The organism is Candidatus Coatesbacteria bacterium, from assembly GCA_014728225.1.
GTDB lineage: Bacteria > RBG-13-66-14 > RBG-13-66-14 > RBG-13-66-14 > RBG-13-66-14 > WJLX01.
The window spans coordinates 1-14510 of sequence record WJLX01000135.1; the positions used below are offsets into that span (position 1 = coordinate 1).

A 14510-nucleotide genomic window follows, 5' to 3' on the forward strand; every position below is an offset into this window, starting at 1 on the left:
CCCCCCCCCCCGGGCCGGGCGCTCAGGCGCCCGGCGGACAGCCCGCGGGCAGTCAATCCAGCTTGATCTTCAACCGCGAGCCGTAATCCAGGATCTCCCGCTCGTAGGTCTCGTTGAACAGCGGCGAGCTGATCAGGAAATCCGCCGTGGCCCGGTTGTTGGCCGTCGGGACGTTGAACAGCACGGCGATGCGCAGCAGGGCCTTGACGTCGACGTCGTGGGGCTGGGCCTCGAGGGGGTCCCAGAAAAAGATCAGCAGATCCAGCTTGAGCGCCGAGATGCGGGCCCCGATCTCCAGGTCGCCGCCCAGGGGGCCGCTCTTGAACGCCTTGACCGGCAGGTCCAGCTCCCGGGCGATCAAACCCCCGGTGTTGCCCGTGCCGTAGAGGTGGTGGCGGGCCAGGCTCTCGCGGTTGAAGTGCGCCCACTCGAGCAGGTCCTTCTTGCGGTGGTCGTGGGCCACCAGGGCCACGGCCTTGCGCTCGGGCATGGTAACGGTGCGGGTGGACATGGCAATCCTTTTGTTTGCTTCTTATGCTATGTGTAGAAAGCGATTTACTGTTTCAAAATCGATCAGATAAAACCAATCGGTATGCTCATTAAGACGAGTTGCTCCGCCGGGTAAAACGCTACCTGCTACATCTAGAAATGATACATTAACTACCCATTTACCTTTTTCTTTAAGTCTTTTTACAGCAGACAGATAATCCTGATCACCTGATACAATAATAGCAACATCATACATATCAGATAAAATAATCATATCAGTTGCCAATGCAATATCAACACCTTTTTCACCATCAAAAACTTGTTTAACAATATTAATTTTCAATGACCCAGCACGTCTAAACTGTAATCTATTATTATTTTTCAAAAATTTCTTTGAAGCATTTTCCACGATTTGGCTTCTGATTGAATTGTTTTCATCCACTTAATTGATTCATTATAGTATTTAATTATTTTATCTTCAGGCAGTTTAAGTAGTTTATATTTGTTATTATTGGTTTCATCAGCATAAATTTTGATAAAATGCTCTTTTTCGTACCTAGGATTAGGTAGATAAGGCACTGTAAACAATTCATTGATGACATACCAATATGTTCTTACGCGTTCAGCTTTATTGTTTTCCATTATCGTATTTAGTACTTGAGCACAGATATGATCGAAAAAAAGCTTCCCAATCTGCTTCCTGTGGTAAATAATGTTCGTTGCGGAAACTTGGGTAGAAGAGCTTGACTAATGATTTGCGAAAGTTCTCACCGTCCACGAATATTCAACATTTTTTCATGATTGCCTCGTTCGGTAGGGTATAAAACGGGAGGGGCTCTATGCCCCTCCCGAGCTTGAAAACTTGAGATTTATCTCAAGTTGTAGCTTCCAGTAAGTATTATACCGTCGAAAACGTGGTTTGTCAAGGGCCTAGTTCGGTATCAAGCCGGCGAAGCCCAGGAAGGCGATGCTCATCAAGCCGGCGGTGACGAAGGCGATGGGCAGCCCGCGCATGGCCTTGGGCACATTGCCGACCTCCATCCGCTCGCGCAGCCCGGCCATCAGCACCAGGGCCAGGGTGAAGCCGACGCCGGCGCCGACGGCGTGGACGAGGGACTCGAGGAAGTCGTAGCTGGAGTCGATGTTGAGGACGGTCAGGCCGAGGACGGCGCAGTTGGTGGTGATCAGCGGCAGGTAGATGCCCAGGGATTTATAGAGGGCGGGCATCGACTTCTGCATCACGATCTCGACGAGTTGGACCAGGCTGGCGATCACCAGGATGAAGAAGATGGTCCGCATCCAGGTCAGCTCGAGGGGCGTCAGGACGAAGGTGTAGACCAGCCAGGTGAAGACGGTGGCCAGGAACATGACGAAGATGACGGCCATCCCCATGCCGACGGCGGAGTCGGTCTGCTTGGAGACCCCGAGGTAGGGGCAGAGGCCGAGGAAGCGCATCAGGACGAAGTTGTTGACGAAGACCGCCCCGACGAACAACAGGATCAGCTTGACGCCGTAGCTCATCGTAACTCCTTTCCGTCGTTCAGGCGGCCTCGCGGGTGACCTGGGTCATCTTCTCGCGCTGGGCGCGGAGGGCTTTGAGGTCGGGCATGGATTTAGCTTTCTTGCGGTTGCGGCGCCAGTTGAAGAAGGCGATCAGGAAGCCGATGGTCAGGAAGGCGCCGGGCTGCAGGATGAGGATCGTGGCCGGGTTGTAGTTCTCGCCGAAGACGGGCAGGCCGAGGAAGGTGCCGAAGCCGATCACCTCGCGGATGGCGGCGATGATCACCAGGGCCAGGGTGAAGCCCAGACCCATCCCCAGACCGTCCAGCAGCGAGCGGCCGACGGAATGGTCCTGGGCGTAGGCCTCGGCCCGGCCCAGGATGATGCAGTTGACCACGATCAGGGGGATGAAGATGCCCAGGGCCTCGGACAGCGGCGGCAGGTAGGCCTTCATCACCAGCTCGACGACGACGACGAAGGTGGCGATGATGACGATGAAGATCGGGATGCGGATCTTCTTGGGCACCAGCTTGCGGATCAGGGAGATGATCACGTTGGAGCAGATCAGGACGAAGGTCGCCGCCAGCCCCATCCCCAGGCCCTTCTCGACCAGGGAGGTCACCGCCAGGGTCGGGCAGAGGCCCAACGCCAGGACGAAGACCGGGTTCTCCTTGAACAGGCCCTTGGTGAAATCGTTCAGCGCACTCACGGTTCTGTGCCCCCTCGCTTCGCTTGTCGGGGTTATTGTTCGATTTGACCGGCGGAGACCTTGTCCAGGAACTCGCCCATGTCCTCACGCACGGCGGTGGTGAAGGCCCGGCTGGTGATGGTGGCCCCGGTGATGGCCTCGACTGTCGAGGTCTGCGGATCGGCGCTTTCGCCCAGATGGACCTCGTCGGCTTCGCAGCCGAGGTACTGCTGCTGGAACCATGGCCGGGGCGGCGGACCGGCCTCGCCCCCGTCCTCGTCGGAGAACAGGCCGCCGATGGCGCTCCAGAGGGTGCCCTCGGCCTTGACCTCCTCGATGCGCTCGCCCAGGCCCGGGGTCTCCTGCTGGTGCAGCACGCTGGTGCCGGTGATCACGCCGTGGGTGTCCACGCCGACCATGATCTGCAGGGTCGAGCTGTAGCCGCTCTGGTCGCAGATCCGGGCGTAACCGACGGTGTTGCCGGCCTCGTCGTAACCGACGTAGTAGTCGACGGTGTCGGCCTCGACGGGAAAGCCCCGGATGTCGGCGGTCCCGGCGGGCATCACGGCGCCGACGGCCTCACTGACCGCGGCCTCTTCCTGGGCGGCGATCTGGTCCTTGGTCAGCAGGTAGACGCCGGAAAGGGCGGCGGCCATCACCGCGGCGACGACGAACAGGGTGACGCCCATCCTAAGCATTGGCGGCCTCCTTGGAACGCCGCTGGCCGAAGAAGCGCGGCACGGTGTAGCGGTCGATCAGCGGGGTGGCGGCGTTCATCAGCAGGATCGAGTAGCTGACGCCCTCGGGGTAGCCGCCCCACAGGCGGATGATCGCCGCCAGCAGGCCGGCCCCGACGCCGAAGATTATTCGCCCCTTCTTCGTCACCGGCGTGGTCACCATGTCCGTGGCCATGAACAGCGCCCCCAGCATCGCCCCGCCGGCCAGCAGGTGGAACAGGCCGGTGAAGTGGAAGGCCCCGTCCGGGGTGGTCACCCCGCCGAAGACCGCCGTGAAGACGAAGAGCGTCGCCAGGTAGGAGAGGGGGATGCGCCAGTCGACCACGTTGATCATGATCAGCAACAGGGCGCCGACGAGGAGCAGCAGGGCCGAGGTCTCGCCGATGCAGCCGCCGACCTGGCCCAGGGCCAGCTTGGCCGTTCCCGCAGGACCAGTGAGCTGCTCGACGGCCTGGGTCGCCTGGCTGACGGCGCCGGGATCGTGGGCCGCCGGGTTGGCCAGCACCGCCGAGGAGTGCTTCATCACCGCCAGGGGCGTCGCCGAGCTCAGGGCGTCGATCGTGGTTCCCGACAGGTTGGCCAGCCGCGGCAGCGGGCTCCAGTCCGCGGTCATGTGCACCGGCCAGGAGGCCAACAGGATCGCCCGCCCGACCAGGGCCGGGTTGAACAGGTTGTAGCCCAACCCGCCGAAGGCCTGTTTGGCGATGGCGATCGCCGCGAAGCTCCCCACCACGGGCAGCCACCAGGGCACGTTGTAGGGCAGGTTGAAGGCCAGCAGGACGCCGGTCAGGGCCGCCGAACCGTCGGCGATGGTCAGCTTGCGCTTGGTCAGGAGCTGGATCGCCGCCTCGAAGGCCATGCAGGAGAACACGGCGATCAGCACCAGCATCAACGAGCGCCAGCCCTGGAAGATCACCGCGCCCACCAGGGCCGGGACCAGGGCCAGACTGACGACGATCATGATCCGGGAGGTGCTGGCCTTGCTCTTGAGGTGCGGCGCGCCCTCGACGGTCAGTTGGTACAGCTCGACCGGGTCCTTCTTTTTGGGGACCTTCTTGGCGGTCGGCTTCTTCCCGGCCGGCCGGGCCGACTTAGCTTCCGGCTTGTCGGGCTGCGACTGCGGAGCCTTGTTCTCTTCGCTCATAGCTCGGCGGTTCCTGGGTTGGGTTTGGAAAGGGGAGCTCGGCTGTTACTTACCCTTGGCCCGTTCGGCGCGGCGCTTGAGGACCCTGGGCTTGAGCAGCTTGATCGACTGCACCAGGTGGCGCTTGGCCGGGCAGACGAAGCTGCAGGAGCCGCACTCGATGCAGTCGGCGGCGCCGTAGCGCTCGGCCTCGTCGAGATCTCCGGCGCGGGAGTAGAGGGCGGCGTCGCAGGGCACCAGATCCATCGGGCAGATGTCGACGCACTTGCCGCAGCGGATGCAGGGTCCTTCGACGAAGTCCTCGGGGTGCGGCGGCGGCAGGAACAGCAGGCCGCTGGTCCCCTTGGCCACGGGGAGGTCGAAGCGGTGCTGGGCCAGGCCCATCATCGGTCCGCCCATGATGAAGCGGGCGGCCCGGCCGCTCAGTCCGCCGCACTGCTCCAGCAGCTCGCCGACGGGGGTGCCCAGCTTGACCCACAGGTTGCGCGGCTCCTCGACGATCGGTCCGGTCAGGGTGACGGCGCGCTCGACGAGGGGCTTGCCGTCCAGGACGGCCTCGGCGACGGCGTAGGCCGTGCCGACGTTCTGGACGACGACGTTGACGTGGAAGGGTAGGCCGCCGACGGGCACCTCACGGCCGGTGACGGCTTTGATCAGTTGCTTCTCCGCCCCCTGGGGGTACTTGACCTTGCAGACGACGACGCTGATGCGGGCGCTGCGCTTGGTCAGTTCCTTGAGGTGGGCCACGGCGTCGGGCTTGTTGGCCTCGACGGCGATGACGCCGACGCGGGCGCCGGTGATCTTGAGCAGGATCTCCAGGCCGCGGACGATCTTCTCGCCCCGCTCCAGCATCAGCCGGTGGTCGCAGGTCAGGAAGGGTTCGCACTCGGCGCCGTTGAGGATGACGTGGTCGAAGCTGAAGCCCTTGGGCGGTACGAGCTTGACCGAGGTGGGGAAGGTGGCGCCGCCCATGCCGACGATGCCGGCCTCGCGGATGCGCTCGACGAGCTTCTGCGGCTCGACGCGCTCGAGGTCTCTGATCGGCTCCAGCAACTCCCACTCTTCGGCAGAACCCTCGGCGAGTTCGGCGGGCTCGATGATCACCGCGGGCTTGTCGCCGCCCATGGCGTGGGGGTGGTCGGCGACCTTCTTGACCACGCCGGCGACGGGGCTGTGGACCGGGGCGGAGACGAAACCGCCGGCCTCGCCGATGAGTTGGCCGGCCTTGAGCGTGTCGCCCTTGGCGACGACGGCCTTGGCCGGGGCGCCGATGTGCTGGGACAGCGGGATGACGACCTGCCTGGGCCGCCGGGCCGGGGTCAGCTCTTTGTTCTCGGTGAGATGCTTGAACTCGGGGGGGTGGATCCCGCCCTTGAAGGTCAGGGGCATGCCTTCCTCCGTAACCGGGGGCGTCGCCGTGGGGTTTGCGACTCGGGTAACGAAACGCCGCCAATTTTGCCACAAGCCGCCCCGCCGCGCAACCCCGGATTCGGGCTCAGCGGTTGGGATTCGACGGCAGCTTTGTGGCCGTCCTCCGGACGCGTAACGGTTCTTGCTCGCCGGGGCCGTCTGCTGCGGCGGGCGGACGGCCCCGGGCGGGCCCAATTGGAGGGGTCTCGGGCCATCGCGCCGGGTCCCGGCGTTTACGGAGCTCACCGGGGAGCCGCTTCCTCTCAGCTTTGGGGAGCGGGTTGGGCTGAGGGATTTAACGAAAGGTATCCCGCTTACTCCCGGACCATTCCGCCGGGAGGGGGTACCGCTGTTTCAAATCACTAACTGGGCTGATAGTCGATTTCACCGGCGACGGTTTCGTCGGTTGCTTTTACGGTGAAGATCAGCGGTCCAGAATGGTTGTTGTTGTACTTTGACAGCGGCAGAAGCTCCCCGAGGAGATTAACGGCGCCCGGCGGTGGAGCGCACAGCTCCGGGTCGTTGGAGCCGGTTTGGCAACCTTGCCTCCTCTCAAGCCCCGCCGCAATACTAAACGTCAATGTGCCCGATTCGCTCTCTTCCAACGGCCTTTCTATGAATATGTTATAGGTATTTACAGGTCCATCGCCGTTACGTGATCCCTAACGTAAAAAGGTGCGGCGGGGGACAGAGCTCCCGCCCTGCGCGACGCTGACCATCCCGAGCGCTAATCGACCACCACGGCGCGGAGCTCGCCGGGTGTCGCCTCGACCTCGCCGACACGATAGGCGAACTCCCCGGCCTGGGAGAGGTCCTGGACCAGCCGCTCGGCGCGGTTGGCCGGACAGACGACGATCAGCCCGAGGCCGCAGTTGAAGACCCGCTCCATCTCTTGGTCGGTCAAGCCGCCGAGGTGCTGCAGCCAGCCGAAGACCCGGGGCCGGGGCCAGGCCTCGCGGTGCAGGACGGCGCGCCGCCCCTCGGGGATCGCCCGGGCCAGGTTCTCGGCCAGACCGCCGCCGGTGATGTGCGCCGCAGCGGCCACCTTGTGCTTGCGTAGGAGGGGCAGGAGCTTGGAATAGATCCGCGTCGGGGTCAGCAGTTCCTCGGCCACCGTGCGGCCCAGCTCGTCGACGACTTCGCCGGGCTCCAGCCCGGCCTTCTCGAAGACCAGCTCGCGCACCAGGGAGAAGCCGTTGGAGTGCAGGCCGCTGGAGGCCAGGCCCACCAGCTCCATCCCGGTCTCGACGAGTTGCGGCCCCAGCTCCTGACCGCGCTCGACGGCGCCGACGACGAAGCCCGCCAGGTCGTAGTCACCGGGTTTGTAGACCCCGGGCATCTCGGCGGTCTCGCCGCCGACCAGAGCGCAGCCCGCCTGCAGGCAGCCCTGGCCGATACCCTGGACCAGGTCCCGGTCCCGCTCCGGCTGCAGTTTGCCCGTGGCCAGGTAGTCGAGGAAGAACAGCGGCCGGGCGCCCACCGTCAGCACGTCGTTGACGTTCATCGCCACCAGGTCGATGCCCACCGTGGTGTGGACGTCGGCCCGTACGGCCACCAGCAGCTTGGTGCCCACGCCGTCGGTGGCGGAGACCAGCAGCGGGTCCTTGAGCCCGGCGGCCGCCGGGTCGAAGGCCGCGCCGAAGCCGCCCAGGGAGGCCTCGGCGCCGGGGATGCGCGTGGCGGCGGCCAGGGGTTTGATGGCCTCGACGAAGTCCGCCCCGGCCTCGAGGTCTACTCCGGCTTCCTTGTAAGGATCACGCTCGGTCATGGGTTCACCGTTGAATGGGTTAGGTATCCAGCTCTTCCTGGTAGTCCCTGGATTGCTTGGGAGCGGTCTTGGTGTGGTCGATGCGTCCGGCCTCCGGGTACTCCGCCCGGGTGCCGCCCTCCATCAGCTCCTTGAGCCAGATGACCTGCAGCCGGGGGTACTCCCGCGAGCCGAGGGTCACGTTGCCCTTGCCGGCGGCGTGCTCGTACATCGGCTTCGTCGGTTTGAGGGCGCTGACGAAAACCCCCAGGTCGGCTTTCTCTCTCTCGACGACCTCGCCGAGGTTGCGCACGTCCTTGACCCCGGTCTGGCCGCCCTTGACCTCGATGATCGCCGTGCCCCGCTCCACCTTCGGTTTGCCCCGCTCGCTTTCGCTGAAATACTTGAAGCGCAGGTAGCCGTCGATGCCGGTGTCGGCGCCCTTGCGGCCGCCCTTGTAGGGCTGGGCGTTGAGCAGGCCCACCACCCAGAGCTCGAACTGGTGCTTGTCGGCCCTGGCCAGCTCCAACGCTCCGGCGTAGCTGGTTGGCAGGCCCTTGATCTCGAAGGGCAGCTCGCCGAAGGCGTCCGTTAATCTCTTCCTGATGAGGGCGATGGCCAGGTGGGTGATGTCGATGCCGATCCAGTTTCTACCCAGCTCTTCGGCGGCGTGGACCGTCGTCCCGCAGCCGCAGAAGGGGTCGAGGACGATGTCGCCCGCGTTGGAGGAGGCCTTGATGATGCGCTCGAGCAGGCCCAACGGTTTTTGCGTCGGATAGCTCAGCTTCTCCGAGCGCGGCGTGGGTCGGATGTCCGTCCAAAGGTCCTGCAGGGGAACACCGGGCATCTCGTCGAGGTAGCGCTTGTAACAGGGCATGCCGGTGCGGGTGTAACAGAGACGGCCGTCTGCGGAAAACTTGCGCATGTTCTGCTTAGAGTAGGCCCAGGAGCGGCCCTTGTAAGGTATTACACCTCGATATTCCCACCCTGGGATCGGCTCCTTCCATTCATTGGTCGGGTCGGCTTCCCATTCACCTCCCATGGGCCGCTTGACCCGCCATTCGTACTTGGTATCCCCTCCAGGTTTTGCCGCCGTCAGATCACTTTTTCGATAACGGCGTTCCGTTTTCTCCTCGACGTATTTGTAGAAGCTCTCGACATATTCGTCACTATACGGCGTGTAAACCGGCTTCCAAAGCCAATCGTCACTTTTCGTATAGAAGAAGATGATATCATGGATCTTGCCGTGCTGGGCCATTCCCTGCCTGGTGTCGCTGTGGGCGCTGGTGCGCTTCCAGACGATCTCGGTGCGGTAGTTCCGGGCCCCGAAGACCCCGTCCAGCACCAGCTTCAGGTAGTGACTGGCCGTGGGGTCGCAGTGCAGGTAGATGCTTCCCGTCGGCTTCAGCACCCGACGCAGCTCCAGCAGCCGGTTGGCCATGTGCACTAGATAGGCCAGCATGTCGTTCTTGCCGATGAAGCGCTCCAAGGCCTGCATCAGGTTGGACAGGTCGCTGGAGTAGGGATTGTGCAACAGCTCGTCGAACTCGTTCTCCGTGTCCAGGTTCCAGTGCCAGGTGTCGTCGAAGGCCTTGATTTGGGCGCCCTCGCCCAGTTCTTGGGGCGGCTTGAACAGGACGTTGTAGGTGGCCTTGGAGTTGAAGGGCGGGTCGAGGTAGACCAGATCGACGCTCTCGTCGGGGATGTGCTCCCGCAGAACGCTCAGGCAGTCGCCGTAGTAGAGTTTTCTCATCTCGGGCATGGTTGTTTGGTTGTCGCCGGAGGGCGGGAAACGGCTTCATTGAGCTACAACAATAACACAACCCTTGGTCAGGGGTGGTCCCAGCGGCCCCGGCGGCGGATGATGATCTGCTTGGGTTCGGTGAGTTCCTCGGCGACGTAGCGGGCGCCCTCGCGCCCCAGGCCGGAGTCCTTGACCCCGCCGTAGGGCATCAGGTCGACGCGCCAGCTCGGCGTTTCGTTGATGAGGACGGTGCCGGCCTCGAGGGCCTCGGCGGTGTCGAGGGCGCGATCGAGGTCGGCGGTGAAGACGGAGAGGTTGAGCCCCTGGGGGTTGCGGTTGACGTCGGCGACGGCGGAGGGAAGGTCGTCGAAGGGTATTATCGAAACCACCGGCGCGAAAACCTCGAGGGCGGCGACCTTCATCGCCGGGGTGACGTCGGTCAGGACGGTGGGGGTGAGGACGTTGCCGTGGCGGGTGTTGCCGGTGAGGAGCCTGGCGCCCTGGTCGACGGCTTCGCCGATCCAGGCCTGGGCGCGCTCGAGCTCGGCGGGGGAGATCATCGGTCCGACGAGGACGTCCTCGTCGGCGGGGTCGCCCCAGTTGATTTCGGCGGTCTCGGCGAGGAAGCGCTCGGTGAAGTCGTCGACGAGGGAGCGCTGGACGAAGATGCGCTGCAGGCTGATGCAGCTCTGGCCGGCGAAGCCGAAGGCCCCCTTGGGCAGGCGGGGCACGGCGTCGTCGAGATCGGTGTCGGCGCAGAGGATGGCGGCGGCGGTGGAGCCCAGCTCCATGGTCAGCTTTTTCATTCCGGCGTGGCGGGTCAGCCAGCGGCCGACCTCGGCGGAGCCGGTGAAGGTGACGGCGCGCAGGTGCTCGCTGGCGCACAGGGGTTCGCCGACGTTGGAGCCGGGGCCGGGGACCAGGTTGTAGGTCCCGGCGGGCAGCTCGCCGGTCTCCTGCAGTTCGCCGAGGACGTCGGCCAGCAGGAAGGCGTCCAGGGGGGTGGCCGAGGCGGGTTTGTGGACGACGGTGCAGCCGACGGCCAGGGCCGGGCCGAGCTTGTGGGCGGTCAGGTTGAGCGGGTAGTTGAAGGGGGTGATGGCGGCGATGGGGCCGAGCGGTTCGCGCAGGGCCAACCCCAGCTTGTTCTCGCCGTTGGGGGCGGCGTCGAGGGGCACCTGGTGGCCGCAGAGCCAGTTGGGGATCTCGGCGGCCACGGTCAGGGTCTGGACGCAGCGGTCGACCTCGGCCCGGGCCAGGGTGATGGGCTTGCCGCACTGGCTGACCAGGATGCGGGCCAGGACCTCGCGCTGCTCGCAGACGGCGTCGCGCAGGCGACCGACGACGTCGGCCCGGCGGCGGGCGGGCAGGCGGCGGTAGTCGGCGAAGGCCCGGGCGGCGGCGGCGCAGGCCTCCTCGACCTGGACCGCGTCGGCGGCGCCTACGTCGGCGACCTTCTCCCCGCTGTAGGGGTTGACGACGCTGAAGCTGTTTCCGGCGCCCTCGACCCACTGACCGTCGATGAGAATCTGGCGTTCGGCCATCACGTTCACCTCGGTTCGTTTCGGTTCGACGTCCCAGCGTCGGTGGGAAGAAAACGACGGCAAAAAAACGTCGTCACCCCTTGACGGTGAAACAATCTGAGACTATTTTTAGTTGTTGGTTCACAAAGGTACGATCTCAGCGGGGCGTTCAGTAACGCCGCGTCCGTCGGAGTTATCGCCGTCGATCAGTGCGCGAGGCCGCCTTGACCCGTTTCGTCGATATCTATTCCGCCGGTGCCAGGACGGTCCCCGGCTACTACGAATGTTGCCGATGTGGGAGCTACCTGTTGCTGGGCACCGGCGGCCAACTGCCCCGCTGTCCGCGCTGCGGATCGCGGGACTTCGCCTACACCACGGTGCGCGAGCCCGACGGCAGTCTGCACCGCGGGGTGCGTTTCGACGGCGGCGGCTACCTGGACGCTCCGCGGCCCGACGCCCGTCCCGTCGAGTTCAAGGATTTTCGGGTCAAATGAGCATCGCGGCGGGCTCGTCGGTCAGGCGGTGCAGCACACCGTCGTCGTCCAGGTAGCAGGTGTCCTCGTAGCGCACGCCGTAGCCCTTGTCCGGGTAGTAGACGCCGGGCTCGAGGGTGAAGACGGAGCCGGGCTTGAAGGTGTCCTTGTTGCGTTCGGTGCCCCCCAGGCGGGGGCTTTCGTGCACCTGGAGCCCGACGCCGTGACCCAGGCCGTGGCAGAAGCCGGTCTGGGTGGTGGGGTCGCTGACGATGTCGGGATGACCGGCCGCGGCGAGCAGTTCGGCGCACAGCTTGTGGGCTCCGTAGCAGGATTTGCCGACCTCGATCCAGTCGAAGACTTGCTGCTGGACCTCCTTGATCAGCTCGTAGTCCCGGGCGGCGGCCTGATGCGGCTCGCCGACGCACCAGGTGCGGGTCATGTCGTGGAAGTAGCCGTGACCGAGCTGCTGGGGGAACATGTCGTAGACGATGGGTTCGCCGACGGCTAGATGGTGGTCGTCGGCGCCGGTGGAGTGGGGGAAGCCGCCGTCGCGCCCCGGGGCGAAGATCGAGCCCACGGCCTCGAACAGGCCGTTGGAGAACAGCTCGAGGGCGATGCGCCGCTTGACCAGGCCGACGGTCAGCGGCGCGTCGTCGTGGTAGAGCTTGCCTTGACGCACCTCGGCGGTCGCGAGCAGTTGACGGATCGCGGAGAAGGTCTTGCAGGCCCCGACGGCGGCTTTCTTCAGCTCTTTGATCTCGTCGGGTTCCTTGGTTTCCCGAGCGATGACGATCAGATCGTTGGCGTATTCGGGCTCGATGTCGACGCCCTCGAGGGCCTCGTCGACGGCGCGCCAGAGCTTGTAGCTGGGGCCGACGCCGCCGCGGCCGTAGAGGGCCAGGCGGCCGGAGACGCCCAGCCTGTCGATGACACGGCGCATCATCTCCACGCCGCGCTCGAGGGGATCGGCGATCTCGCGCAGCTCGTGGAGGTTGAGCTCGCTGGTCACCAGGCTGTTGAAGGGCAGCTTGGCGGCCTCGTCGCGCTCGAAGGGTCCGGTCAGCAGGGTGGCGGTGCCGCCCTGCGGCTTCCAGAGGCTGCAGTGGCCGATCTGGGCGTCACCGAGGAAGTAGTGCATGGCGGGGTTGTCACCGTTGCCGCCGCCGATGTAGAGCCAGTCGATTCCGCGTTCGGCCATCAGTTTATCCACGTCGGTGCGCATCGTCCTCCCTGTCGTTCAGCGATGGGTTAACGTCGTCCGTCCGGCGGCGTCACGCTTCTTGCAGCGCCCCGTCCGCCTGGCGGAGTCCGGGTCGGCAACAAGCGCGCCGCCGCCTGGGTCGTCCGCGTGCGGTGCGTTCACTGGGCGTCGAGCCAGGCGGTGATGGTTTCCAGCACGCCGGGGGCGAAGTCCTTTTCCAGCAGGGGGTACTCGGACAGGCCGCCGCTCTCGGCGGTTTGGAACAGGTGGTTGGCGCCGGCGATGGTCTCGATGCTGACGGTCAGGTCGTGCTCGGCGGCGCCGGTTTCGAGGGCGGCGATGTTGAGGTCCGGTGGCACCTGGACGTCGAGTTCGCCGAAGACGGCCAGGATGGGGCAGTCGACAGCGGCCAGGTGGGTCCAGGGGTCGTAGTCGATGAAGTAGGCCGTCCAGGGGCTCTCGAGCATGGTGCGTTGTTGGGCGAGCTGGGTCTCGACGAAGGTGTCGACGTCGCCGAAGGCGGCCTGTTCGGCGGGGGTGAAGCTCGCGTACTGCTCGCGCAGGACGGCGTCCAGCTCGTCGTAGAGGGGTTCGAGGTCGCCGTCGTTGCGGATCTTGTCGTAGGCCCGGCGCTGGAAATCCTGGTTCCAGGCCACGTCTTCCGCGGTGCCGCCCTCGGCCAGGATGGTCTTGGCGGACTGGGCTAGCAGCAACTCGTCGCCGGGGACGGCCTGGCCGGCGAACATGATCACCCCGGCTACGTCGTATTCCGCGGCCAGCATCCCGGCGATGATCGAGCCTTCGCTGTGTCCCAGCAGGTAGACCCGCTCGGGGTCGACCTCGGCGCGTTCCTCGAGGTAGCGGAGCTGGGCGGCGTAATCCAGCGCCAGGTCGGCCGAGGTGGCCGTCGAGATATCACCGGTCGAGTCGGCGAAGCCGCGGTCGTCGCAGCGCAGCACCGCGTAGCCCTGGTTGGTCAGGTGGTCGGCGAGGAGGAAGAAGGGCTTGAAGCCGTAGATGTCCTCGTCGCGGTCCTGGGCCCCGGAGCCGGTGATCAAGAGCACCGCCGGGTGGGGACCGTCGTCCTCGGGCAGGCTGAGCGTCCCGGCCAGCACCGGACCGTGGTCGGTTTCGATGCGGACCTCCTCGGTCGGGTAATCGAGGACGGGGGCCACGTAGGGCCGCAGCTCGAACAGGCCGGTGTAGCCCGACTGGTTGAACTCGCCGGAGATCAGCCCCTCCTCGACGGTGCCCTCGTAGCGCGCCGGGGCGCCGGGGACCGGCAGGGTGAAGCCCAGCTCCGGCGGATCCCAGCTCACCTCGGTCAGCCCGCCGTCGCGCAGGCCCTGGGTGGGGATGCTCATCGTCCCCGCCAGGCCCTGCGGCGTCTCGAAGAACTCGACCTCGAAGCCCAGGGGCTGGCCCATGATCTGGATCTCGCCGACCCATTCGCCGAGGACGTCCGCCGTCTCGACCTCCGCCCGGGCGCAGGCGCCCGGTATCAGCAGGGCGAGGAGCAGCAGGAGCGCCGGAGCCGTCAACCGTTCGCGCATGGTTCCTCCTGGGGTGTGGGTGGTGCGACGGGGTTATTTTAGCCCCCGGGCCGGGGTTGAGTAAAGGATTACCCGCCGAGCGGCGGGACGTAGTTCGTCTCCGTAGGGGGCGACCTTTGGATGGGTTCGTCAATGCGAACGACGGGAGCGGAGCCATCGCCCTGCTATCCCACGTAGGGCGGACCCTCCGCGGTCCGCCGCGAATTGGATTTGGTCTTGAAACGGGAGGACCGCTCGGTCCTCCCCAACAAACGTTTCAAAGGGTGAGCCGTCGGGGCGATGAGGCCCCGGTCGCCCG

General features: G+C 65.1%; 14 protein-coding genes. 1 reads left to right on the forward strand and 13 read right to left on the reverse strand.

What is annotated here, in order from left to right:
- Positions 1 to 52: 52 nt before the first annotated feature.
- The 11 genes from GF399_09635 to GF399_09685 all read right to left on the reverse strand — a co-directional run bounded on the left by GF399_09635 (position 53) and on the right by GF399_09685 (position 11003).
- Entirely contained in the window at positions 53 to 511 is a 459-nt protein-coding gene (locus GF399_09635) for a methylglyoxal synthase (GenBank protein MBD3400580.1), read from the reverse strand.
- 21 nt (positions 512 to 532) lie between these two features.
- Positions 533 to 931 (reverse strand): NYN domain-containing protein, encoded by a 399-nt coding sequence (locus tag GF399_09640; protein MBD3400581.1) that lies wholly within the window; start codon positions 929 to 931, stop codon positions 533 to 535.
- Positions 932 to 1419: 488 nt separating this feature from the next.
- Positions 1420 to 2010 carry an electron transport complex subunit RsxA gene (gene rsxA, locus GF399_09645; protein ID MBD3400582.1) on the reverse strand — a complete coding sequence of 197 codons (591 nt, stop codon included), beginning with the start codon at positions 2008 to 2010 and terminating at the stop codon, positions 1420 to 1422.
- Between the two features lie 19 nt (positions 2011 to 2029).
- Entirely contained in the window at positions 2030 to 2698 is a 669-nt protein-coding gene (locus tag GF399_09650) for an RnfABCDGE type electron transport complex subunit E (protein MBD3400583.1), read from the reverse strand.
- 32 nt (positions 2699 to 2730) lie between these two features.
- The gene (locus tag GF399_09655) at positions 2731 to 3375 is read right to left on the reverse strand and encodes an FMN-binding protein (GenBank protein ID MBD3400584.1); all 645 of its coding nucleotides are present in this window, start codon (positions 3373 to 3375) and stop codon (positions 2731 to 2733) included.
- Positions 3368 to 4558 (reverse strand): RnfABCDGE type electron transport complex subunit D, encoded by a 1191-nt coding sequence (locus GF399_09660; GenBank protein ID MBD3400585.1) that lies wholly within the window; start codon positions 4556 to 4558, stop codon positions 3368 to 3370. Before GF399_09660 ends, GF399_09655 begins: the two co-directional genes overlap by 8 nt.
- A gap of 45 nt (positions 4559 to 4603) precedes the next feature.
- Complete coding sequence (gene rsxC, locus GF399_09665; protein MBD3400586.1) at positions 4604 to 5947, reverse strand: electron transport complex subunit RsxC; 1344 nt, start codon at positions 5945 to 5947, stop codon at positions 4604 to 4606.
- A gap of 383 nt (positions 5948 to 6330) precedes the next feature.
- Positions 6331 to 6573, reverse strand: a complete 243-nt coding sequence (locus GF399_09670) for a hypothetical protein (GenBank protein ID MBD3400587.1) — start codon at positions 6571 to 6573, stop codon at positions 6331 to 6333.
- A 122-nt stretch (positions 6574 to 6695) separates the two neighbouring features.
- Entirely contained in the window at positions 6696 to 7736 is a 1041-nt protein-coding gene (locus GF399_09675) for a phosphoribosylformylglycinamidine cyclo-ligase (GenBank protein MBD3400588.1), read from the reverse strand.
- Between the two features lie 19 nt (positions 7737 to 7755).
- Positions 7756 to 9468 carry a site-specific DNA-methyltransferase gene (locus GF399_09680; GenBank protein MBD3400589.1) on the reverse strand — a complete coding sequence of 571 codons (1713 nt, stop codon included), beginning with the start codon at positions 9466 to 9468 and terminating at the stop codon, positions 7756 to 7758.
- Positions 9469 to 9545: 77 nt separating this feature from the next.
- Positions 9546 to 11003, reverse strand: coding sequence for an aldehyde dehydrogenase family protein (locus GF399_09685; protein MBD3400590.1), 1458 nt, complete (start codon positions 11001 to 11003; stop codon positions 9546 to 9548).
- A 188-nt stretch (positions 11004 to 11191) separates the two neighbouring features.
- On the opposite strand from GF399_09685, the gene GF399_09690 reads away from it, so the two are divergent.
- Complete coding sequence (locus GF399_09690) at positions 11192 to 11476, forward strand: hypothetical protein (protein ID MBD3400591.1); 285 nt, start codon at positions 11192 to 11194, stop codon at positions 11474 to 11476.
- Here the strand turns inward: GF399_09690 and GF399_09695 are convergent.
- Both GF399_09695 and GF399_09700 read right to left on the reverse strand, forming a co-directional pair.
- Complete coding sequence (locus GF399_09695) at positions 11469 to 12680, reverse strand: M24 family metallopeptidase (protein MBD3400592.1); 1212 nt, start codon at positions 12678 to 12680, stop codon at positions 11469 to 11471. The two genes, GF399_09690 and GF399_09695, sit on opposite strands and share 8 nt — an antisense overlap.
- Positions 12681 to 12817: 137 nt before the next feature.
- Positions 12818 to 14212, reverse strand: a complete 1395-nt coding sequence (locus tag GF399_09700; GenBank protein MBD3400593.1) for an alpha/beta fold hydrolase — start codon at positions 14210 to 14212, stop codon at positions 12818 to 12820.
- Positions 14213 to 14510: the final 298 nt, after the last annotated feature.

Bases quoted from the DNA above. Each gene is read 5' to 3' on its own strand.
- GF399_09655 (MBD3400584.1), bottom strand. From the start codon at position 3,375: ATGCTTAGGATGGGCGTCACCCTGTTCGTCGTCGCCGCGGTGATGGCC.
- GF399_09685 (MBD3400590.1), bottom strand. From the start codon at position 11,003: ATGGCCGAACGCCAGATTCTCATCGACGGTCAGTGGGTCGAGGGCGCC.
- GF399_09695 (MBD3400592.1), bottom strand. From the start codon at position 12,680: ATGCGCACCGACGTGGATAAACTGATGGCCGAACGCGGAATCGACTGG.
- GF399_09675 (MBD3400588.1), bottom strand. From the start codon at position 7,736: ATGACCGAGCGTGATCCTTACAAGGAAGCCGGAGTAGACCTCGAGGCC.
- rsxA (MBD3400582.1), bottom strand. From the start codon at position 2,010: ATGAGCTACGGCGTCAAGCTGATCCTGTTGTTCGTCGGGGCGGTCTTC.
- GF399_09700 (MBD3400593.1), bottom strand. From the start codon at position 14,212: ATGCGCGAACGGTTGACGGCTCCGGCGCTCCTGCTGCTCCTCGCCCTG.
- GF399_09660 (MBD3400585.1), bottom strand. From the start codon at position 4,558: ATGAGCGAAGAGAACAAGGCTCCGCAGTCGCAGCCCGACAAGCCGGAA.
- GF399_09635 (MBD3400580.1), bottom strand. From the start codon at position 511: ATGTCCACCCGCACCGTTACCATGCCCGAGCGCAAGGCCGTGGCCCTG.
- GF399_09680 (MBD3400589.1), bottom strand. From the start codon at position 9,468: ATGAGAAAACTCTACTACGGCGACTGCCTGAGCGTTCTGCGGGAGCAC.
- rsxC (MBD3400586.1), bottom strand. From the start codon at position 5,947: ATGCCCCTGACCTTCAAGGGCGGGATCCACCCCCCCGAGTTCAAGCAT.